Below are 20,788 nucleotides of genomic sequence, written 5' to 3' on the forward strand. Positions count from 1 at the left end.
CTGCCGAAACGTTATGAACACCTTGGCCGACCGTGTCAAAGGACACAGCCAGCTCCGGAGCATCTACGACAACTGCCGTATGGCGCTTCTGAATTGGGTGCTACCTCAGCCGTGCCATCAAAGCGTGCTCGACCAGCGTGATCAGGGCGCTCTTCGCATCGGCCCGATGCCGGGCGTCCGTCGTGATGATCGGGGTGTCGGGGCCGATCTGCAGCGCCTCGCGCACCTCGTCCGGCGTGTACGGCTGCTGCCCGTCGAAGCCGTTGAGGGCGATGACGAACGGCAGGCCGCTGTTCTCGAAGTAGTCGACGGCGGGGAAGCAGTCGGCCAGACGGCGGGTGTCCACCAGGACCACGGCACCGATGGCGCCGCGCACCAGGTCGTCCCACATGAACCAGAACCGGTCCTGACCCGGCGTACCGAACAGGTACAGGATCAGGTCCTGGTCCAGGGTGATACGGCCGAAGTCCATGGCCACCGTGGTGGTGGTCTTGTCCCCGGTGTGCGTCAGGTCGTCGATGCCCGCGCTCGCCGAGGTCATCACGGCCTCGGTCCGCAGCGGGTTGATCTCCGAGACGGCGCCGACGAACGTGGTCTTGCCCACGCCGAAGCCGCCCGCCACCACGATCTTCGCGGAGGTGGTGGAACGACCCGCGTCAGAGCTTGCGAAGTCCACTGAGCACCCTTTCGAGCAGTGTCACGTCCGGCGCACCGGTGGCCTCGTCGCCGCCCGGCTGGTGGATCGCGACGAGACCGGCCTCGGCGAGGTCCGCGACCAGGATCCGGGCCACACCGAGCGGCATGTTGAGCAGCGCCGAGACCTCGGCCACCGACTTCACCTCACGGCACAGGTGGCAGATGCGCTGGTGCTCCGGGAGCAGTCCCATGAGCGCCGCCGGGTCGGCGGTCGTACTGATCAGTGCCTCGATGGCCAGCTGGTAGCGCGGCCGGGTCCGGCCGCCGGTCATGGCATACGGCCGTACCAGCGGCTGGTCGCCCTCGTCCTCGTACGGCTCCGCGTACGGATCATGAGAGGCGGTGGGCGGGGTCATGAGTCCTCCGGGCGGGACAGCAAGTCGGTCAGTCGAGCCGTCTGACGAGGCCTGTGTGGGGTGTGTGGCGGCCGGACGGTGATGTGGTGAGACGGGTGGTGCCGGGGCCGATCAATGGAGCAGACTGCCTTGGAGCTCAGCTCGCAGGTCGGGGGTCAGGACCGCGCCCGCGCGGTCGACCAGGAGAGCCATCTCGTAGCCGACGAGGCCGATGTCGCACTCGGGATGGGCGAGAACCGCGAGGGACGAGCCGTCCGAGACGGACATCAGGAAGAGGAATCCCCGCTCCATCTCCACGACCGTCTGCGCCACCTCACCGCCCTCGAAGATCCGGGAGGCGCCCGCCGTCAGGGACGTCAGGCCCGAGGCGACGGCCGCGAGCTGGTCCGCACGGTCGCGCGGGAAGCCCTCCGACATCGCCAGGAGGAGGCCGTCGGCGGACACGACGACGGTGTGGGACACCCCGGGGGTGTTGTCCACGAAGTTGGTGATCAACCAGTTGAGGTTCTGTGCCGCCTGGCTCATCGGACTCAACTAACGCTCCTGCTGGTGAGTGGGCCGTGGGAAGCTGCCGGTCTGGGTGGAGCCGGCCTGACGACCCTGTGCGATACCCCGACGGAGATTGGTCAGCCGGCCGCGCACGTCATCGGGGGCGCGCGAGACCTGAGGACCGCTCTGGTGCGATTGCTGCTGAGCCGTGCCCGGAACGAGGTTCGCCCGGGGCACCCGGCGAGGCAGGCCGGAGGTGGTGACACCGCCCGCGGCGGGCTGGCGGACGCGCTCGGCCTGGCGGACGAGGTCGTCGTTCGGCGAGGTACGCCAGCCTGCGGGGGCGGACCGCTGGGGACCGGTGGGTCCCTGCGGCTGCTGCGGGGCCGGAGCCGAGCCGTTGCTCTGCGGCTGCTGCTGCTCCTGCTGGCCGTGGAACCAGTTGGTCTCGAGCGTGTCGTACAGCGGCGTACGACCGTCGCCCGGGCCGGACGCCGGCGGCAGGGCCTCGGGCTCCTGCCGGGCGGGCCGGGCCTGCGGGGCGGGCGGGCGCGGGGCGCCGAAGTCGGACCCGCCCCGGGTGCCGCCCGTCTGCGGCCGCTCGAACCGGCCCGTGCCCGCCGGGTCGGCCGGGGTGGCCGGACCGGGCAGGGTGGGCCGGCCGGAGCCGTTGTCCTGACGCGGCGGGGCGTAGCCGGTGGAGTTGCCGTCCTGGCGGGGCGCCGGGTACTGGCCGGTCGAGCCGTTGTCCTGGCGGGGCGCCGGGTACTGGCCCGTGGAGCCGTTGTCGTAGGACTGCGGGCTCTGCGGTGCCGGGTACTGGCCGGTCGTGGGCGAGGTGTCCCGGCGGCCGTTCGGGGCGCCGAAGACGTCCGGGCGGACGAACGAGCCCTGCTGGCCGTTCGCGCCGGGGTCGGCGAACGGGTCCGACTGCTGCGGGCCGCCGAAGTCCTCGCCCGGCACGGCCGGGATCTCCGCCGTCGAGCCGGGGCCCTGGCGGTCGTCGATCCGCGGCATGGCCGACGTACGGGAGACGTCCGGCTCCTCATGCCCGCGCGGGGTGTCCAGCGAGGCACGCGGCACCGGCGGCTGGGCGTTCTCGTCGCTCCAGCTCGGCACGCGCGGCTGCGGGTCGCCGCCGGGCAGCTCGGCGCGCGGGCCACCGCGCGGCGGCAGCTGCGGCCGACGGCCCTGGCCCTGCTCGGTGTTGCCGCCCTGCTGCCGGCCCCGGCCACCGCCGAAGGCGTCCTGGCCCTGCGGCCCGTTGGTGCCCGCGGCCTGAAGGCCCTGCGGCGCACCCGGCGCCTGCCCGAACCCGGCGCCGGCCGGAGCGGGCCGGCCCTGCGCGGGACCGCCCTGTTCGAAGGACGAGTTGCCGGGGCCCTGGGGTCCGCGCGCTCCGCCCGGGGCTCCCGGACGGCCACCGTCTCCGTCGCGGCCGGGCAGTGCGGCGCGCGGGCCCTGGCCCTGGCCGAGCCGGCCACCGCCGCCGAAGGCACCGCCACCGGACGGGCCGGCCCCGAGGGCACCGCCGCCCTGGCCGGCACCGGCGGCCCGCCGGGCCGCGGCCGCACCCGCGGCGGCCTGCGCGGCGGCCGGACCGCCACCGCCGACCGGCGGCTGGCCGCCCTGCTTGGGCTGGGGCTTCTTGCCGCCCTGGGCGACGTCGACGGGCAGCATGACCAGCGCGGTCGTACCACCGGAGTCGGACGGGCGGAGCTGGATGCGGATGCCGTGGCGCTGGGACAGGCGGCCGACCACGAACAGACCCATGCGGCGGGAGACGGAGACGTCCACCGTCGGGGGAGAGGCGAGCCGCTCGTTGATCGCCGCGAGGTCCTCGGGGGAGAGGCCGATGCCGGTGTCGTGGATCTCGATCAGCACCCGGCCGTCGGGCAGGGCGTGACCGGTGACCTTGACCTTGGTCTGCGGCGAGGAGAACGAGGTCGCGTTCTCCAGCAGCTCGGCGAGCAGGTGCACGAGGTCGTTGACGACCCGGCCGGCCACTTCGGTGGTCGGCACGGAGGCCAGCTCGATGCGCTCGTACTGCTCCACCTCGGAGGCGGCGGCGCGGAGCACGTCGACCAGCGGGACCGGGCGGGTCCACCGGCGACCGGGCTCCTCACCCGCGAGAACCAGCAGGTTCTCACCGTTACGGCGCATACGCGTCGCGAGGTGGTCGAGCTTGAACAGCGAGGACAGCTGGTCCGGGTCGGCCTCGCGGGACTCCAGTTCGGAGATGAGCGACAGCTGACGCTGGATGAGGCCCTGGGAGCGGCGCGAGAGGTTGGTGAACATCGCGTTGACGTTGCCCCGCAGCAGGGCCTGCTCGGCGGCGAGGCGGACCGCCTCGCGGTGCACGTCGTCGAAGGCCGCGGCCACCCGGCCGATCTCGTCCCGGGAGTGCACACCGACCGACTCCACGGACGTGTCGACGTCCTGCGGGTCGGACTCGGACAGCTGCTTGACCAGCTCGGGCAGCCGGTCGGAGGCGACCTTGGTCGCGGTCTCCTCCAGGCGGCGCAGCGAGCGGATCATGGAGCGGGCCACGACGAAGGCGCCGACCAGCGACACACCGAGCACGAGCAGGATCAGCGCACCGGAGATGATCGCGTCGCGCTCGGTGGCGCTGCGCAGCTCGCGGGCCTTCTGTTCCATCTGCTCGAGCAGGGTGTGCTCGATGTTCTTCATCTGCTGGATCTTGGTGGAGCTGTCGTCCAGCCAGTCGCGGTAGGACCGCTTGTCCTGCTGGGCGAGACCGCTCGCGGAGACCAGGGCGCGGCCCGCGTAGGTGTCGGTCGCCTTGATCGTGGAGTTGCCGCCGTCCTCGATCGGCTTCAGCAGCTCGGCGGCGGCGTCCTCGCCGTAGATGCTCTTGAAGCTGCGGATCTCGGACTTCTGGCTCTCCAGGGCCGACTGGGCGTAGAGCCGGTCGTTCGGGGAGAGCCTGCCGGTGGTGGTGTTGCTCGCGGGCAGCGCCGCGGCGAGGGCCGCGCGCTGGATCGACGAGTACTCCTTGGCGGAGGAGAACGCGGCCAGCGCACGCGTGCGCTGGATCATGTCCGGGTTGCTGGTCGCCTCGGCCATGTCCTGGGAGAGGTCGATCAGGCTCTCGATCAGACGGTGGTACGCCTCGATCGTCTGCGTGGAGTTGCCCTCGGAGGCGTAGGCGCCCTTGCGGATCTGCTCCAGGTCGCCCAGCTCACCGGCGATCTGGATGAGGTACTCGCGGACGCCCTTGAGGTTGCCGTCCTTGCTGGCGGTGTCGATCTCCTCGGACGCGTCGAGGAAGTTCTTGCGCGCCCGGTCGGTCTTTTCCCGAAGACCTTTGACCGTGAAGTCGGTCGCCTTGCCGCCGTGCGCGAGCGGGCCCGCCGACTGGTCGCGCTCCTCCTGGAGGGCGGCGGACAGCTCGGTGGCCTGCTTGGTCATGTCCGTCAGCAGCTTCATGTTGTCGAGCTGCTGGATGTCGTCCATGGACTGGTTGATGCGCAGCGCGCCCAGCGAGGTGGCCGCGACCACCGGGAGCGCGAGCAGCGACACCAGTCGGGTGGAGATGCGCCAGTTGCGCAGGGCTATTCGCGGCCCGGGGCCGGTCGGACCGGCCGGCGGCTTCAGGGCCGGGGCCGGGCCCGCGGGCCCGGAGGGGGCCGACGCACCGGGGCGCCCCGGGCGCTCACCGCCGTCACCGGCCGGGCCCGGGTTCTGGGCGTGCTGGGGCGAGGGGCCGCCATTCATGGGGCCAGTCCCGCCGTGCGGCTCCGGCTCCGCCGAAGCGTTGCCATCCCTCTTGAAACGTCCCTGCACTAGCGTCGCAACCTCTGGACCAGGCACCCCGTCGTCAGAACGGCGGAGCACGGTGTCGGCGTTCTGGGGACGCCCTGAGTACGCCCCCGTGGTGGTCGTTGGGTGACCGGCGCTGGCTCCCCCTTCTCGCCGCCACTCGGCGCGTCTGTGCGCCCCCTGTGCGCCGGCTCGATCCTGCGGCGGTCCGTGAGATTCCAGCACAGCACAGGATCTCCAACAAGGCCCGTAGGCCAGGCCGTGACATAGGTGACACCGCGTGAGTGGGGAATCACCGGACGTAGAAGGTGAGTTCGTCCATTTCGGGCGTATGCCCGCGAGTCGCCGAGCCGTGACGGGTGTCCCAGTCGCCATGATCAGGAGCGGAATGAGGGCTTCAGTGAGCCAATGTCCGTTTCGTTGGGGCTACTCGCGAGTCCGGATTGACCGATTCGACCCCTGATCCGTGACAAAACTCACATGCTGATCATGGACCCTTGCCGACTGCGCCGGGAATCCCGTGTTTAGCCTGACGCTTTACAGAGATGGCAAAACCGACAACCCGCGCCCCCGCGGGGGTCTCGCACCCTCGGGGCGCCCGTCACAGGACAGGGTCAAGTAAACAGTGAAGATGACGACGATGTTCCACAAGATCGCCAACCCGCGACGCACGACGCTGGCGCACCTCGACGGCGCCGACGAACTGCAGACGCCGGAACTGCCGGAGCACCCCGTCGAACTTCCGGCCCAGACCGCCAACCCCAAGCGCACCGTCCTCATGGAGATCCCCGTCGCGGCCACCGCGGCCGCGGAGTGACACCAGGCAGTACGCGTGCCGGCCGCCGAATGCTCACGGCGGCGGGATACGAACTTCGAGGGGCGCCCCCGGCGACGGGGCGCCCCTTCGTCATGCGCGCGGCGGGCACTTCGTCATGCGCGCGGCCGGGACCCCTCCCCGCGTTAGCCTGGAGCGTCAGACTCCAGCCGCTTCAGTCAAGGGGCCAAGCATCCCGTGCGCATCGCCAGATTCTCCATCGACGGGAACGTCGCCTTCGGCGCCATCGAGGGCGAGAAGCAGGACGAGCTCGTCCTGGACATCATCAAGGGCATCCCGTTCGCGGACTACGAGCTCTCCGGCACGAAGGTGCCGGTCGCCAAGGTCAGGCTGCTGCCCCCGGTGCTGCCCAACAAGGTCGTGGCCTTCGGCCGCAACTACGCCGACCACGCCCGGGAGCTGGGCAACGAGGTCCCCGAGGCCCCCTTCGCCTTCTTCAAGCCGTCCACCTCGGTGATCGGCCCCGGCGACGACATCCAGTACCCCTCCTTCTCCTCCGAGGTGCACCACGAGGCCGAGCTGGCCGTGGTCATCGGCCGGATGTGCCGCGAGGTCCCGCGCGAGCGCGTCAAGGACGTGATCTTCGGCTACACCTGCGCCAACGACATCACCGCCCGCGACGTCCAGAAGCGCGAGAAGCAGTGGGCCCGGGCCAAGGGCTTCGACAGCTCCTGCCCGCTCGGCCCCTGGGTGGAGACCGACCTCGACCCCTCCGACCTGACCATCCAGCTCACGGTCAACGGCCAGCAGCGCCAGCTCGGCCGCACCAGCGAGATGATCCACTCCATCGAGGACCTGATCGTCAACATCTCCGAGGCCATGACGCTGCTCCCCGGCGACGTGATCCTCACGGGCACCCCGGCTGGGGTCGGCCCCCTCAACGTCGGCGACGAGGTCGCCGTCACCATCGAAGGCATCGGCACTCTCACCAACAAGGTTGTCAAGCGTGGCTAGCGCACCCGTACGCGTTCGTTTCTGCCCGTCGCCCACCGGTAACCCCCATGTGGGCCTGGTGCGCACCGCCCTGTTCAACTGGGCGTTCGCCAAGCACCACCAGGGCACCCTGGTCTTCCGCATCGAGGACACCGACGCGGCCCGCGACTCCGAGGAGTCCTACACCCAGCTGCTCGACTCGATGCGCTGGCTGGGCTTCGACTGGGACGAGGGCCCCGAGGTCGGCGGCCCGCACGCGCCGTACCGCCAGTCGCAGCGCATGGACCTGTACAAGGACGTCGCGCAGAAGCTCCTGGACGGCGGCTACGCCTACCGCTGCTACTGCTCCCAGGAGGAGCTGGACACCCGCCGCGAGGCCGCCCGCGCCGCCGGCAAGCCCTCCGGCTACGACGGCCACTGCCGCGAGCTGACCGCCGCCCAGGTCGAGGAGTACCAGGCCCAGGGGCGCGAGCCGATCGTCCGCTTCCGCATGCCCGACGAGACGATCACCTTCACCGACCTGGTCCGCGGCGAGCTGACCTTCACCCCGGAGAACGTCCCGGACTACGGCATCGTCCGCGCCAACGGCGCCCCGCTGTACACGCTGGTCAACCCGGTCGACGACGCCCTGATGGAGATCACCCACGTCCTGCGCGGCGAGGACCTGCTCTCCTCCACCCCCCGCCAGATCGCCCTGTACAAGGCGCTGATCGAGCTGGGCATCGCCAAGGGCATCCCCGAGTTCGGCCACCTGCCGTACGTGATGGGCGAGGGCAACAAGAAGCTCTCCAAGCGCGACCCGCAGTCCTCGCTCAACCTGTACCGGGAGCGCGGCTTCCTCCCCGAGGGCCTGCTCAACTACCTCTCGCTGCTCGGCTGGTCCCTCTCGGCCGACCAGGACGTCTTCGGGATCGACGAGATGATCGCGGCGTTCGACATCTCCGACGTGAACCCGAACCCGGCCCGCTTCGACCTCAAGAAGTGCGAGGCCATCAACGGCGACCACATCCGCCTGCTGGACGTGAAGGACTTCACGGAGCGCTGCCGCCCGTGGCTCCAGGCGCCCTTCGCCCCCTGGGCCCCGGAGGCCTTCGACGAGGCCAAGTGGCAGGCCATCGCCCCGCACGCGCAGACCCGCCTCAAGGTCCTCTCCGAGATCACCGACAACGTCGACTTCCTCTTCCTGCCGGAGCCGGTGGAGGACGAGGCCTCCTGGAACAAGGCCATGAAGGAGGGCTCCGACGCCCTGCTGCGCACGGCCCGCGAGAAGCTTCAGGCGGCCGACTGGACCTCCGCCGAGTCGCTCAAGGAGGCCGTCCTGGCCGCCGGCGAGGCCCACGGCCTCAAGCTCGGCAAGGCCCAGGCCCCGGTCCGCGTCGCGGTCACCGGCCGCACGGTCGGCCTGCCGCTGTTCGAGTCCCTGGAGATCCTGGGCAAGGAGAAGACCCTGGCCCGGATCGACGCGGCGCTGGCGAAGCTGGCCGCGTAACGACGCGGTTCCCGTGAGGGCGGCGTCCGGTTCGGGCGCCGCCCTCGCCGTGTCCGCCCAGCCGTCACCCGGAGTTCACCCTTCCGGCCAACTGCCGCTTCCCGCGGAGACGTTGGATACCCCTGTTGCACACGGTGCGCGTGTGCGCCCGGTACCGGGGGAGGAAACATGAGCCGTTCACGAAGACTCGTCCACGCGGCCGTCGGCGGGGTGGTGGCCCTGTCCTGCAGCGTGCTGACCGCACCCGCGCAGGCGGCGCCGGAGGCCGACGAGCCGGTGGGCACGGTACGGCTGGTCACGGAGCAGCGAGTGACGGTCGACTACCCGTGGGCCGGCGCCTCCGGCTTCCAGTGGCGCCCGGCGACCGGCGGCACCGTCACCACGGTCGACTACCCGGACACCGTCCCGCCCGCGCACGCCGGCCCCGACGACCTGGCCACCGGCACCGACGTCGTGAACACCCGCGACGGCCAGAAGGTCACCCAGAAGCACCGCTCCACGGGCGCGACCGCCACCGTGCCGATCCCCACCGGCCAGACCTTCCGGGGGGCCGTGGGCTGGAGCGTGCTGACCATGGACGGCACCGGCGCCCTGCACGTCCTGCGCTCCGTCGCCGACGGCCTCGCCACCGACATCCCCGTCACCGGCCTGCCGGCCGGCGCCCGCCCCACCGCGTACCTCACCGGCGGCTCGGTCCGCCGCCTCGCGGTCGTCTACGCCCTGGACGGCAAGACGTCCGTCGGCCTGATCGACCTCGCGGACGGCACCTTCCGCAGCTACGTCACCGGGGACACCGCGGTCCCGCAGGTCGCCTTCAACGACCGCTGGCTCGTCGCCGACTGGCAGGCGATCCGGGTGGACGCCGAGCCCGGCACCGAGCCCACCGCGCTCAGCAGGCACGACGCCCGGCTGGAAGCCGTCGTCGGTGATCAACTCCTGATCGGCAACCCGGGATTCGTCCAGGTCGGCACCGAAGCCGCACTGTCCGCGCGCTCCCTGGTCACCGGCGCCGTCAGCACCGTGCTCCCCTCGTCGTTCGGCGGGATCGGCCCGACCCTGGACGGCGGTGCCCTGGCCACGGCCGGTGCCTCCAGCCTCGACTGGAACGTCCACCGGATCACCCCCGACGACGCCGGCGGCCTCACCACCGAGAAGGTGGCCCGCATCCCCGCCGCGGCGACCCAGGTGCAGGGACTGGCCGTCTCCGGCGGCGAGCTGTTCCTCTACGGCGCGACGCCGGGCGCCTCGTACCGCTACAGCGGCTTCCAGCTGGACGCCACGGGCCGGCCCGCCGGCCCCCAGACGCGCCGCAGCCCCGCGCAGAGCCCGACCACCTGCCTCACCGGCGACGCCGCCTGCCCCCAGCTGGAGGCCCTGGGCGACGGCCGGGTCGCCCACCTGTGGACCGACTCCGCGGGCCAGGAATCCGTCCTCGGCGTCGGCCTCGACGCCACCACCACCGTCAGCGGCCGCACGGACGGCGACTCCGGCGGCCGCATCGCCGGCAGCACCGGCCGCTACGTGCTCTACAACGGCGCCTCCGGCAAGCAGCGGATCATCGACTTCCCGCGCGGCGCCACGAGCGGCACGGCCACCCTCACCCGCGACCGCACCGCCGCCGCCGTCTGGGGCCAGACCCTGTGGGCCCCGGGCAGCACCCAGGGCGCGGTCACCGGCCGCAACCTCAAGACCGGCACGACCACCACCATCGCCACCGGCGCCCCCTGCACTCCCACCGACATCCAGGCCGTCAACACCTGGCTGTACTGGTCCTGCGGCAGCACCGCGGGCGTCTACGACCGCGCCACCCACCGCAAGATCACGGTCCCGGCCGACCACGGCCCGGCCCGCCTCGCCGACGGCTTCCTGCTCCGCGAGAACCGCACCACCCACGACCTGCTGCTCACCGACTTCCACACCGGCACCGCCACCACCCGCGCCCTGGTGAAGCTGCCGGCCACGGACCAGAACACCGGCGGCAGCAACGGCCGCTGGGCCGTCGACCGCTTCGGCGGACACATCGCCTACCTCAACGGCACCTACGGCGAGGTGTCGATCGTCCCCAGCGGCGTCCCCGCCTCGCCCCTCGCGCAGATGGAGGCCCAGGTCTACTCGCCGACCGTGATCGGCAGGTCGTTCCCCTGGTCGCCGGTGTGGCAGCTGAACAAGCCGTCCACCTGGACCCTGACCCTCGCCACCGCCTCCGGCACGGTCCTGCGCACCCTGACTGGCGCCTCCACCGGAGCCGCCGTCCGCCCCGCCTGGGACGGCACCACCGACAACGGCGGCGGCGTCACGGGCGGCACCTACACCTGGAAGCTCACCGCCCACCCGCGCGACGACCAGGGCCCGGACCTCACCCTCTCCGGCACCATGACGCTGGGCTGAGAGCGGACAGCGGTGGGTACGGTCGGACCATGAGCATCCAAGCCGTGGTCTGGGACGTCGACGACACCCTCTTCGACTACACCACCGCCGACCGCCTCGGCATGCGCGCCCACCTGGCGGCCGAGGGCCTGCTCGACGACTTCGGCACCGTCGAGCAGGCCATCACCCGCTGGCGGGAGATCACCGACCTGCAGTGGGCCCGCTTCGCCGCCGGAGAGGCCACCTTCGAGGCCCAGCGCCGCGACCGCGTACGGATGTTCGTCGGGCAGGAGCTGACCGACGCCGAGGCCGACGCCTGGTTCCAGCGGTACGTCGCCCACTACGAGGCGGTCTGGGCGCTGTTCCCGGACGTCCTGCCCGTCCTCGACGCCCTCGCCGCCAGCCACCGGCACGCGGTGCTCTCCAACTCCAGCCTCCACGTCCAGGACCGCAAACTGCGCGTCCTCGGCGTCCACGACCGCTTCGAGACCATCCTGTGCGCGGCGGAACTCGGCGTCTCCAAACCCGAGGCCGGAGCCTTCCACGCCGTCTGCGAGGCCCTCGCCCTCGCTCCGCACCAGGTCGCGTACGTCGGTGACCACCCGGAGATCGACGGGCGGGGCGCCGCCGACGCCGGGCTGCTGTCGGTGTGGATCGACCGCGGCGGCCTGTACGCCACGATCGAGGCGCCCGTCGGGCCGCACCGCATCGCCTCCCTCGCCGAACTGCCCTCGCTCCTCGGCGCGGATACTCGTTTTGGAGCCCCGTCCACCTTCGGGTAATGTTCTTCCTGCGCCGCCGGGGAGCGGGCCGAAAGGCCGGAGCCCGGGGGAGCGAACTAGAACAAAACCCCCTCGGGGGCTTGCGTTCCAGTGGCCTATGGTGTAATTGGCAGCACGACTGATTCTGGTTCAGTTAGTCTTGGTTCGAGTCCAGGTAGGCCAGCTCGCAGAGCTCATCTGCAAAGCCCCCGTTGTGTAGCGGCCTAGCACGCTGCCCTCTCAAGGCAGTAGCGCCGGTTCGAATCCGGTCGGGGGTACTGGTTCCGATCTTGTCGGGATCGCTAGGGCCCCCGTTGTGTAGCGGCCTAGCACGCCGCCCTCTCAAGGCGGTAGCGCCGGTTCGAATCCGGTCGGGGGTACTGACTGGTCTAAACCACATTGGTCTATGGTGTAATTGGCAGCACGACTGATTCTGGTTCAGTTAGTCTTGGTTCGAGTCCAGGTAGACCAGCTCGGACCTGCGGAAACGCAGAGTCCACGCCCCCGTTGTGTAGCGGCCTAGCACGCCGCCCTCTCAAGGCGGTAGCGCCGGTTCGAATCCGGTCGGGGGTACACAGTGAAAGGCCCTCCACTTCGGTGGAGGGCCTCTTCTGTATGCGCTGGGGGCGCGGGGAACTGCGCGACCAGCCACAGGCGGGCCGGCACTCAACACGAAACCGGTCCGGCTGGGGCGCCTGGTCGGGGAAGGCCTGCCGCGGCGTTGAGACCGACCTCCCCCGAAACGCTCAGCCCGTACGCCGAAGTGCCTCGGAGAGGCGCCCCGCGGCATCGATCACAGCCTGCGCATGCATCCGGCCAGGGTGCCGCGTCAGCCGCTCGATCGGCCCGGACACCGACACCGCGGCCACCACACGGTTGGAAGGACCCCGCACCGGCGCCGAGACGGACGCGACGCCCGGCTCCCGCTCACCGATCGACTGGGCCCAGCCCCGGCGCCGTACGCCCGACAGGGCCGTCGCCGTGAAGCGCGCCCCCTGCAGGCCGCGGTGCAGCCGCTCCGGCTCCTCCCAGGCCAGCAGGATCTGCGCCGAGGAGCCGGCCTTCATCGTGAGCGTCGAGCCGACCGGGACCGTGTCCCGCAGACCGGACAGGCGCTCCGCCGCGGCGACGCAGATGCGCATGTCGCCCTGGCGGCGGTAGAGCTGCGCGCTCTCGCCCGTGACGTCACGGAGATGCGTGAGCACCGGGCCCGCGGTGGCGAGGAGACGGTCCTCACCCGCGGCCGCGGCCAGCTCGGCCAGACGCGGGCCGAGAATGAAACGGCCCTGCATGTCGCGCGCCACCATGCGGTGGTGTTCCAGCGCCACGGCCAGGCGGTGGGCCGTGGGTCGTGCCAGTCCGGTGGCACCGACCAGACCCGCGAGGGTGGCCGGACCGGACTCCAGAGCGCTCAGGACGAGGGCCGCCTTGTCCAGAACGCCGACGCCGCTACTGTTGTCCATGAAACGATACTCGCGTCTCACTCTGTGAAACGCAAGTTCAAATTTCCGTGGAACCCGCCACTCTGGAAGACACGAAGTCACAACGGCCCGTGACGTACGGGCCTGGCGGCGGTGCCCGGAACCAGGGGCGCGGGCCCGCCTCCTCAAGATCTCTAGTTGGGTCGGCGGATCGTCGTCGGCCGGAGGGAACAGCGATGGGTAGGACACTCGCGGAGAAAGTCTGGGACGACCATGTCGTCCGGCGCGCCGAGGGCGAGCCCGACCTTCTCTTCATCGATCTGCACCTGCTGCACGAGGTGACCAGCCCGCAGGCCTTCGACGGCCTCCGCAAGAGCGGGCGCACGGTGCGGCGCCTCGACCTCACCATCGCCACCGAGGACCACAACACCCCCACCCTCGACATCGACAAGCCCATCGCCGACCCGGTCTCCCGGGTCCAGCTGGAGACCCTGCGCAAGAACGCCGCCGAGTTCGGGGTGCGCCTGCACCCGCTGGGCGACGTCGAGCAGGGCGTCGTGCACGTCGTCGGCCCGCAGCTGGGTCTGACCCAGCCCGGCATGACCGTCGTCTGCGGCGACTCCCACACCTCCACGCACGGCGCCTTCGGCGCGCTGGCGTTCGGCATCGGCACCTCCCAGGTGGAGCACGTGCTGGCCACCCAGACGCTGCCGATGACCCGCCCCAAGACCATGGCGATCACGGTCGACGGCGAGCTGCCCGAGGGCGTCACCGCCAAGGACCTGATCCTCGCGATCATCGCGAAGATCGGCACGGGCGGCGGCCAGGGCTACGTCCTGGAGTACCGCGGCGAGGCCATCGAGAAGCTCTCGATGGAGGCCCGGATGACCATCTGCAACATGTCGATCGAGGCCGGCGCCCGCGCGGGCATGATCGCCCCCGACGAGACCACCTTCGCCTACCTCAAGGGCCGTCCGCACGCCCCCGAGGGCGAGGACTGGGACGCCGCCGTCGCGTACTGGAAGACGCTGAAGACGGACGAGGACGCCGAGTTCGACGCCGAGGTCGTCATCGACGCCGCCGAGCTGTCGCCGTTCGTCACCTGGGGCACCAACCCGGGTCAGGGCGCACCGCTTTCGGCGTCCGTCCCCGATCCTGCTTCGTACGAAGACGCATCGGAGCGCTACGCCGCCGAAAAGGCCCTGGAGTACATGGGGTTGGAGGCCGGGCAGCCGCTGCGCTCCATCAAGGTGGACACCGTCTTCGTAGGCTCCTGCACCAACGGCCGCATCGAGGACCTGCGTGCCGCGGCCGAGCTGCTCAAGGGCCGCAAAGTCGCCGACGGCGTACGGATGCTGGTCGTCCCGGGCTCCGCGCGGGTCGGACTGCAGGCCGTCTCCGAGGGTCTGGACGTCGTCTTCAAGGAGGCCGGCGCCGAGTGGCGGCACGCGGGCTGCTCCATGTGTCTGGGCATGAACCCCGACCAGCTGGCCCCGGGTGAGCGCTCCGCGTCCACCTCCAACCGCAACTTCGAGGGGCGGCAGGGCAAGGGCGGCCGTACGCACCTGGTGTCGCCGCAGGTCGCCGCCGCGACCGCCGTCCTGGGCCACCTGGCCTCCCCGGCCGACCTGGCCGACGCCGACGTCCGTACGCCCGCTGGAGTCTGATCAGTCATGGAAGCATTCACCACCCACACCGGCCGGGCCGTCCCGCTGCGCCGCAGCAACGTCGACACCGACCAGATCATCCCCGCCCACTGGCTCAAGAAGGTGACCCGGGACGGGTTCGAGGACGGGCTGTTCGAGGCCTGGCGCAAGGACGAGACGTTCGTCCTCAACCAGCCCGAGCGCCAGGGCGCGACCGTGCTGGTCGCGGGCCCCGACTTCGGCACCGGCTCCTCCCGTGAGCACGCCGTCTGGGCGCTGCAGAACTACGGCTTCAAGGCCGTGATCTCCTCCCGCTTCGCCGACATCTTCCGCGGCAACTCGCTCAAGAACGGCCTGCTCACGGTCGTGCTGGAGCAGAAGATCGTGGACGCGCTGTGGGAGCTCACCGAGAAGGACCCGCAGGCCGAGATCACCGTCGACCTGGAGCGCCGCGAGGTGCGCGCCGAGGGCATCACCGCCTCCTTCGAGCTGGACGAGAATTCCCGCTGGCGGCTGCTGAACGGCCTCGACGACATCTCGATCACCCTGCAGAACGAGGCGGACATCGCCGCGTACGAGGCGAAGCGCCCGTCGTTCAAGCCGCGGACGCTCCCGGTCTGATCCGGAGCACGATCCGCCGCCCCTGAACAAGGCGACTTTCGGCCACCGCAACACCCTCTCTGTACCCCCGATCAGCCCGATCGGGGGTACAGCTGTGTCTGCACCCGAACGGCCCTGCACGCCCGGACCGGCGCTGTCAACTTCCCACGTTATGCCGGTGGTTGTTGGGGTACGCGAGTGGTACAGCCGTGACTGCCGTGGGTGCCCGGAAGGCCGTTTGAGGCGGCAGTTGTCCCCTGCGCAGGCGACAACTCGCCCCAGATGGCACAATCTGTGCATGGAACACGACGGCCAACTCGAGCTCTATACGGCAGTCGCGGGCCAACTCAAGGAAGCGCACGCAAGGGTGCGCGCACTGCAAGTCCCGGAGGGCGTACGGATGGCGCTGACCCGGAAGCTGCTGGTCATTACGGCCGCGGCCAAGCACGATCTCGCCGACGCGGCAAGGCGACTGGAGCGGTTCAACGCGGACCTCGAAGAGGGACGTCTCCCCGACGAGGAACGCTGAACCCCTCGACACCGTCGAGTTCGTTGCGGCACAAGGGTGATAAGCCCGTTTCGTGTTTGATTTGCGGTATATATCTGCCTAACGTGCGAAAAAGCTTGAACACTTTCGTTCTGGCGATGTCTCCGAAGGGGAAGACGTGAACAAGGCGCAGCTCGTAGAAGCGATTGCCGACAAGATGGGCGGCCGCCAGCAGGCCGCCGACGCTGTCGACCATGTACTGGACGCCATCGTCCGCGCGGTCGTCGCAGGTGAGAGGGTCTCCGTCACCGGCTTCGGTTCCTTCGAGAAGGTCGACCGTCCGGCCCGCTACGCCCGGAACCCCCAGACGGGCGAGCGGGTTCGGGTCAAGAAGACCTCCGTTCCGCGTTTCCGCGCGGGCCAGGGCTTCAAGGACCTGGTCAGCGGCTCGAAGAAGCTCCCGCGCGGTGGTGAGGTGTCCGTCAAGAAGGCGCCCAAGGGCAGCCTGTCCGGCGGTGCCGGCGCGACGGTCAAGAAGGCCGCCGCGAAGAAGGCGACCACGAAGACGGCCGCCGCGAAGAAGACCACCGCCAAGAAGACCACGGCGAAGAAGACCACCACCAAGACGGCGGCCGCGAAGAAGACGACGGCCAAGAAGGCGCCCGCCAAGAAGACCACGACGGCGTCCAAGACCACCGCCGCGAAGAAGACCACCGCCAAGAAGGCCCCGGCGAAGAAGGCGACGGCCAAGAAGGCGCCCGCCAAGAAGTCGACGGCGCGCAAGACCACCGCCAAGAAGACCACCGCCCGCAAGAAGTAAGGGCACCGGGGTACTCACGCGCCGGGCCGGACTCCGCACGGAGTCCGGCCCGCGGTGTGTTCAGCAAGTGGTCAGAGGGTCTGGAGTGTCACGAGAGTGATCCGCGGGCTCTCCTTCGGGCCCTCCACCTCGATACGGACCCGCTGCCCCGGGCGCAGCAGTCTCAGGCCCCCCGCGTCGAACGCCGCCGCGTCGAAGGGCACCGGGGTGCCGTCGTCCAGGAGCACCTGCCCGCTGCGGCTTTCGGGGTCGTACGTGTACGCGGTCGCCTGCATGGCCGCAGCCTACTGCCCGGGTATCAGCAACCGCGCGGCGGCCGCGGCCGTATGAGGACCGACCCCCAGGGCCAGCGCGCTGCGCAGGTCGGCGCCGGTGTCCACGTCCTGGCGTACGGAATCCACGGCGGTGAGGCGCAGTTCCACCGCGCCTGACGTGCGGTGCCGGGCCCGGGAATCGGTGCCGAAGGCCGGACGCAATTCCAGGCCCGGGGCGGCCGCCAGCAGGGTCGTGCCGATCCCGGCCGCGTCCGGGAGAAATGCGCGCGGGAATTCAGCGGCGGAATCGAGCACCCGGGACAATTCCTGTGGGCGCAGTGCCGGAAGATCGGCGTTCAGCGCGGCCACCGGACTTCGCGGACGCGTGGACCGTACGGCCCGCGCCCCGTGTGCGAGGGCGGCGTTGAGGCCGCTGCCCGGCTCGTCGGGGACGATCGCCGCGCCCAGAGCGGCCAGCTCACGGCCCGCCCGGGCGTCGTCCGTGACGACTGCCACATCCCGCACCGCCGGGCAGGCCAGCGCCGCCGCCACCGTGTCCTGGGCGAAGGCCAGGGCCAGGTCCGGCCGCAGCCCGTCGTCCGCGGTGTCCGCAAGCCTGCTCTTGGCCTGGGCCAGGGGCTTCAGGGGTACGACCAGGGTCCACTGCACGGGTGTTCCGTCCTCCTCTTGTCGCGGTCATTGTCACCCGGGGCATCGGGCGGGCGGCGTGTCGGGGCGTACGGTGTTCTCGACAGACCGGCGGCCTGGGGCGACACTTGTGCGGCCCCCCGTGGCCCCCGCTTCAGGCCCTAGAGGAAGGTGTCCGCGTGCCCCGCCGCAGAATCGGCTTCTGGTACCGCTTCGCCGCGGTGATCTGCAAACCGCCGCTGGTGGTTCTGCTCAGGCGGGACTGGCGCGGAATGGAGCACATTCCGGCCGAGGGTGGATTTATCACCGCGGTGAACCACAATTCGCACATCGACCCCTTCGCTTACGCGCACTTTCAGTACAACACCGGGCGCGTCCCGCGATTCCTCGCCAAGAGCGGGCTTTTCAAGAAGGGATTCGTCGGGGCCGCCATGCGGGGCACCGGCCAGATCCCCGTCTACCGCGAGAGCACGGACGCGCTGAGCGCCTTCCGGGCCGCGATCGACGCCGTGGACCGCGGGGAATGCGTCGCCTTCTACCCCGAGGGCACCCTCACCCGCGACCCGGACGGCTGGCCCATGACCGGCAAGACCGGGGCGGCCCGCGTCGCCCTGCAGACGAAGTGCCCGGTGATCCCCGTCGCCCAGTGGGGCTGCAACGAGTTGCTGCCGCCGTACGCGAAGAAGCCGCACCTTCTGCCGCGCAAGACGCACCGGGTGCTCGCCGGACCGCCGGTGGACCTCACCCGGTTCTACGACCGGGAGATGACCGCGGACCTGCTGAAGGAGGCCACGGAGGTCATCATGGCCGCCATCACCGCCCAGCTGGAGGAGATCCGCGGCGAGAAGGCGCCCGCGACGCCCTACGACCCGCGCCGGGAGCGGATCGAGCAGCGGCGCCGCACCCAGGCGCAGACGCAGACGCACCAGAAGTCCGGGCAGACCGTGCAGGAAGAGGGGCTGGGCAAGTGAGCACACCGGTCAAGGCGGCGGTCCTGAGCGCCGGTTCGTGGGGCACGGCCTTCGGCATGGTGCTCGCCGACGCGGGGTGCGAGGTCACCCTGTGGGGGCGCCGCCCGGAGGTCGTGGAGGCGATCAACTCCACGCGGACCAATCCCGACTACTTCCCGGGCGTCGAGCTCCCGGAGAACGTACGGGCCACCACGGACCCCGCCGAAGCCGCGGCGGACGCCGACTTCACGGTCCTGTCGGTCCCCTCGCAGACCCTGCGCGGCAACCTCGCCGAGTGGACCCCGCTGCTCGCCCCGGACACGGTCCTCGTGTCGCTGATGAAGGGCGTCGAACTCGGCTCCGCGATGCGGATGAGCGAGGTCATCGACGACGTCGCCAAGGTAGGCCCGGACCGGATCGCCGTGGTCACCGGGCCCAACCTGGCCCGGGAGATCGCCGCGCGGATGCCGGCCGCGGCCGTCGTCGCCTGCACCGACGAGGCCGTCGCCCAGCGGCTCCAGGCCGCCTGCCACACGCCCTACTTCCGCCCGTACACCAATACGGACGTGGTGGGTTGCGAACTCGGCGGAGCCGTGAAGAACGTCATCGGCCTCGCCGTCGGCATCGCGGACGGCATGGGCCTCGGCGACAACGCCAAGGGCTCCCTCATCACCCGCGGCCTCGCCGAGACCACCCGGCTCGGCATGGCGCTCGGCGCCGACCCGCTGACCTTCTCCGGACTCGCGGGCCTGGGCGACCTGGTGGCGACCTGCTCCTCGCCGCTGTCCCGCAACCACACCTTCGGCACCAACCTGGGCAAGGGCATGACCCTCCAGGAGACCATCGCGGTCACCAAGCAGACCGCCGAGGGCGTCAAGTCCTGCGAGTCGGTGCTGGATCTGGCCCGCCGGCACGGCGTCGACATGCCGATCACGGAGACGGTCGTCGGCATCGTGCACGAGGGCAAGCCTCCGGTGGTCGCCCTCAAGGAGCTGATGTCGCGCAGCGCGAAGCCGGAACGACGCTGAGCGACGCGAGGCCGGGGGCGCTGTCTCCGGGCACTACCTACGGGTACTCTCAACGCGATATGAGCACCGAGAACCTCCCCCAGAGCCCCGAGCAGCCGCCTCGCAAGCCGCGTGTGGCCGTCGTGTTCGGCGGGCGCAGCTCCGAACACGGGATCTCCGTGGTCACGGCCGGCGCCGTCCTCAAGGCCATCGACCGGACGAAGTACGACGTCCTCCCGATCGGCATCACCCAGGACGGGCGTTGGGCGCTCACGGCGGACGAACCGGAGCGGATGGCGATCGTCGACCGGCGCCCGCCGAGCGTCGACGCGCTCGCCGAGTCGGCCGAGGGCGGGGTGATCCTCCCGGTCGACCCCGCCAACCGCGAAGTCGTCTACAGCGAGCCGGGATCGGTGCCCAAGGCGCTCGGCGAGGTCGACGTGGTCTTCCCGGTGCTGCACGGCCCGTACGGCGAGGACGGCACCCTCCAGGGCCTCCTGGAGCTCTCCGGCGTCCCGTACGTGGGTTCGGGCGTGCTCGCCTCGGCCGTCGGCCAGGACAAGGAGTACATGAAGCGGGTCTTCACCTCCTTCGGGCTCAAGGTGGGCCCGTACGTGGTGATCCGGCCGCGCGAGTGGCAGCAGGACGAGGCGGCCGCCCGCAAGAAGATCGTCGACCTCGCCGGCGAGCACGGCTGGCCGCTGTTCGTGAAGCCCTCCCGCGCCGGTTCGTCGATCGGCATCACCAAGGTCGACGACCTCTCCGGCCTGGACGAGGCGATCGCCGAGGCCCAGCGCCACGACCCCAAGATCCTCGTCGAGGCGGCGCTGCGCGGACGCGAGATCGAGTGCGGCGTCCTGGAGTTCGAGGACGGCCCCCGGGCCTCCGTCCCCGCGGAGATCCCCTCACCCGAGACGCACGCGTACTACGACTTCGAGGCCAAGTACATCGACTCGACGCCGGGGATCGTGCCGGCGCCCCTCACGCCCGAGGAGACGGCCGAGGTGCGGCGCCTGGCGGTCGACGCCTTCGAGGCGGCGTCCTGCGAGGGCCTGGTCCGCGCGGACTTCTTCCTCACCGAGGACGGCGAGTTCGTGATCAACGAGATCAACACGATGCCCGGCTTCACGCCCATCTCGATGTATCCGCAGATGTGGGAGGCGAGCGGGGTGAGCTACCCCGAGCTGATCGACCGGCTGGTGCAGGCGGCTCTGCGCCGGTCGACGGGCTTGCGCTGACCCACAGA

The 20,788-nt window shown here is 70.8% G+C and carries 19 protein-coding genes and 5 tRNA genes; 17 read left to right on the plus strand and 7 right to left on the minus strand.

Annotated features, from left to right (window positions below):
* Positions 1–100 precede the first annotated feature (100 nt).
* The 4 genes from ABZ386_RS18165 to ABZ386_RS18180 all read right to left on the minus strand — a co-directional run bounded on the left by ABZ386_RS18165 (position 101) and on the right by ABZ386_RS18180 (position 5,348).
* Positions 101–676: an ATP/GTP-binding protein gene (locus ABZ386_RS18165; protein WP_020271455.1), complete on the minus strand. Its 576-nt coding sequence runs from the start codon at positions 674–676 to the stop codon at positions 101–103.
* Positions 657–1,052, minus strand: coding sequence for a DUF742 domain-containing protein (locus tag ABZ386_RS18170; protein ID WP_031121441.1), 396 nt, complete (start codon positions 1,050–1,052; stop codon positions 657–659). The genes ABZ386_RS18165 and ABZ386_RS18170 overlap by 20 nt, the downstream gene beginning before the upstream one ends.
* 111 nt (positions 1,053–1,163) lie before the next feature.
* Positions 1,164–1,577 (minus strand): roadblock/LC7 domain-containing protein, encoded by a 414-nt coding sequence (locus tag ABZ386_RS18175; RefSeq protein ID WP_030851929.1) that lies wholly within the window; start codon positions 1,575–1,577, stop codon positions 1,164–1,166.
* A gap of 9 nt (positions 1,578–1,586) precedes the next feature.
* The gene (locus tag ABZ386_RS18180) at positions 1,587–5,348 is read right to left on the minus strand and encodes a nitrate- and nitrite sensing domain-containing protein (protein WP_356502117.1); all 3,762 of its coding nucleotides are present in this window, start codon (positions 5,346–5,348) and stop codon (positions 1,587–1,589) included.
* A 607-nt stretch (positions 5,349–5,955) separates the two neighbouring features.
* Between ABZ386_RS18180 and ABZ386_RS18185 the strand changes: the two genes are divergently transcribed.
* The 10 genes from ABZ386_RS18185 to ABZ386_RS18230 all read left to right on the plus strand — a co-directional run bounded on the left by ABZ386_RS18185 (position 5,956) and on the right by ABZ386_RS18230 (position 12,282).
* Positions 5,956–6,141 (plus strand): hypothetical protein, encoded by a 186-nt coding sequence (locus ABZ386_RS18185; RefSeq protein WP_358965296.1) that lies wholly within the window; start codon positions 5,956–5,958, stop codon positions 6,139–6,141.
* A 195-nt stretch (positions 6,142–6,336) separates the two neighbouring features.
* Positions 6,337–7,113, plus strand: coding sequence for a fumarylacetoacetate hydrolase family protein (locus ABZ386_RS18190; protein WP_351341171.1), 777 nt, complete (start codon positions 6,337–6,339; stop codon positions 7,111–7,113).
* Positions 7,097–8,581 carry a glutamate--tRNA ligase gene (gene gltX / locus ABZ386_RS18195; protein WP_358965086.1) on the plus strand — a complete coding sequence of 495 codons (1,485 nt, stop codon included), beginning with the start codon at positions 7,097–7,099 and terminating at the stop codon, positions 8,579–8,581. Before ABZ386_RS18190 ends, gltX begins: the two co-directional genes overlap by 17 nt.
* Before the next feature lie 168 nt (positions 8,582–8,749).
* Positions 8,750–10,969, plus strand: coding sequence for a hypothetical protein (locus tag ABZ386_RS18200; protein WP_358965088.1), 2,220 nt, complete (start codon positions 8,750–8,752; stop codon positions 10,967–10,969).
* 29 nt (positions 10,970–10,998) lie between these two features.
* On the plus strand, positions 10,999–11,730 hold the full coding sequence (locus tag ABZ386_RS18205) for an HAD family hydrolase (protein ID WP_358965089.1): 732 nt from the start codon (positions 10,999–11,001) through the stop codon (positions 11,728–11,730).
* A 91-nt stretch (positions 11,731–11,821) separates the two neighbouring features.
* Positions 11,822–11,893: transfer RNA gene (locus ABZ386_RS18210), tRNA-Gln, on the plus strand.
* A gap of 21 nt (positions 11,894–11,914) precedes the next feature.
* Positions 11,915–11,987: transfer RNA gene (locus ABZ386_RS18215), tRNA-Glu, on the plus strand.
* A 29-nt stretch (positions 11,988–12,016) separates the two neighbouring features.
* Positions 12,017–12,089 (plus strand) — tRNA-Glu (locus tag ABZ386_RS18220).
* Between the two features lie 20 nt (positions 12,090–12,109).
* Positions 12,110–12,181: transfer RNA gene (locus ABZ386_RS18225), tRNA-Gln, on the plus strand.
* Between the two features lie 28 nt (positions 12,182–12,209).
* Positions 12,210–12,282 (plus strand) — tRNA-Glu (locus ABZ386_RS18230).
* A 173-nt stretch (positions 12,283–12,455) separates the two neighbouring features.
* Here ABZ386_RS18230 and ndgR read toward each other — a convergent pair.
* The gene (gene ndgR, locus ABZ386_RS18235; protein ID WP_010044585.1) at positions 12,456–13,172 is read right to left on the minus strand and encodes an IclR family transcriptional regulator NdgR; all 717 of its coding nucleotides are present in this window, start codon (positions 13,170–13,172) and stop codon (positions 12,456–12,458) included.
* A gap of 194 nt (positions 13,173–13,366) precedes the next feature.
* On the opposite strand from ndgR, the gene leuC reads away from it, so the two are divergent.
* The 4 genes from leuC to ABZ386_RS18255 all read left to right on the plus strand — a co-directional run bounded on the left by leuC (position 13,367) and on the right by ABZ386_RS18255 (position 16,683).
* Entirely contained in the window at positions 13,367–14,797 is a 1,431-nt protein-coding gene (leuC, locus tag ABZ386_RS18240; protein WP_351341182.1) for a 3-isopropylmalate dehydratase large subunit, read from the plus strand.
* A gap of 6 nt (positions 14,798–14,803) precedes the next feature.
* Positions 14,804–15,397: a 3-isopropylmalate dehydratase small subunit gene (gene leuD / locus ABZ386_RS18245; RefSeq protein WP_114255518.1), complete on the plus strand. Its 594-nt coding sequence runs from the start codon at positions 14,804–14,806 to the stop codon at positions 15,395–15,397.
* A 277-nt stretch (positions 15,398–15,674) separates the two neighbouring features.
* Positions 15,675–15,905: a hypothetical protein gene (locus tag ABZ386_RS18250; protein ID WP_351341185.1), complete on the plus strand. Its 231-nt coding sequence runs from the start codon at positions 15,675–15,677 to the stop codon at positions 15,903–15,905.
* A gap of 136 nt (positions 15,906–16,041) precedes the next feature.
* Positions 16,042–16,683, plus strand: coding sequence for an HU family DNA-binding protein (locus tag ABZ386_RS18255; protein WP_358965091.1), 642 nt, complete (start codon positions 16,042–16,044; stop codon positions 16,681–16,683).
* A 71-nt stretch (positions 16,684–16,754) separates the two neighbouring features.
* Here the strand turns inward: ABZ386_RS18255 and ABZ386_RS18260 are convergent, their stop codons facing one another.
* Together ABZ386_RS18260 and cofC are read right to left on the minus strand one after the other, a co-directional pair.
* Positions 16,755–16,958 carry a hypothetical protein gene (locus tag ABZ386_RS18260; RefSeq protein WP_351341189.1) on the minus strand — a complete coding sequence of 68 codons (204 nt, stop codon included), beginning with the start codon at positions 16,956–16,958 and terminating at the stop codon, positions 16,755–16,757.
* Between the two features lie 9 nt (positions 16,959–16,967).
* Positions 16,968–17,606: a 2-phospho-L-lactate guanylyltransferase gene (gene cofC, locus ABZ386_RS18265; RefSeq protein WP_351341191.1), complete on the minus strand. Its 639-nt coding sequence runs from the start codon at positions 17,604–17,606 to the stop codon at positions 16,968–16,970.
* A gap of 158 nt (positions 17,607–17,764) precedes the next feature.
* Between cofC and ABZ386_RS18270 the strand changes: the two genes are divergently transcribed.
* From ABZ386_RS18270 to ABZ386_RS18280, 3 genes are read left to right on the plus strand one after another with little or no spacing between them, the layout of a single operon-like run.
* Complete coding sequence (locus ABZ386_RS18270) at positions 17,765–18,556, plus strand: lysophospholipid acyltransferase family protein (protein WP_351341194.1); 792 nt, start codon at positions 17,765–17,767, stop codon at positions 18,554–18,556.
* Positions 18,553–19,563: an NAD(P)H-dependent glycerol-3-phosphate dehydrogenase gene (locus tag ABZ386_RS18275; protein ID WP_114255524.1), complete on the plus strand. Its 1,011-nt coding sequence runs from the start codon at positions 18,553–18,555 to the stop codon at positions 19,561–19,563. The genes ABZ386_RS18270 and ABZ386_RS18275 overlap by 4 nt, the downstream gene beginning before the upstream one ends.
* A gap of 59 nt (positions 19,564–19,622) precedes the next feature.
* Positions 19,623–20,780 (plus strand): D-alanine--D-alanine ligase family protein, encoded by a 1,158-nt coding sequence (locus tag ABZ386_RS18280; RefSeq protein WP_355717914.1) that lies wholly within the window; start codon positions 19,623–19,625, stop codon positions 20,778–20,780.
* The last annotated feature ends 8 nt before the right edge of the window (positions 20,781–20,788 follow it).

The organism is Streptomyces sp. NPDC006140, assembly GCF_040628815.1.
Classification (GTDB): Bacteria; Actinomycetota; Actinomycetes; order Streptomycetales; family Streptomycetaceae; genus Streptomyces.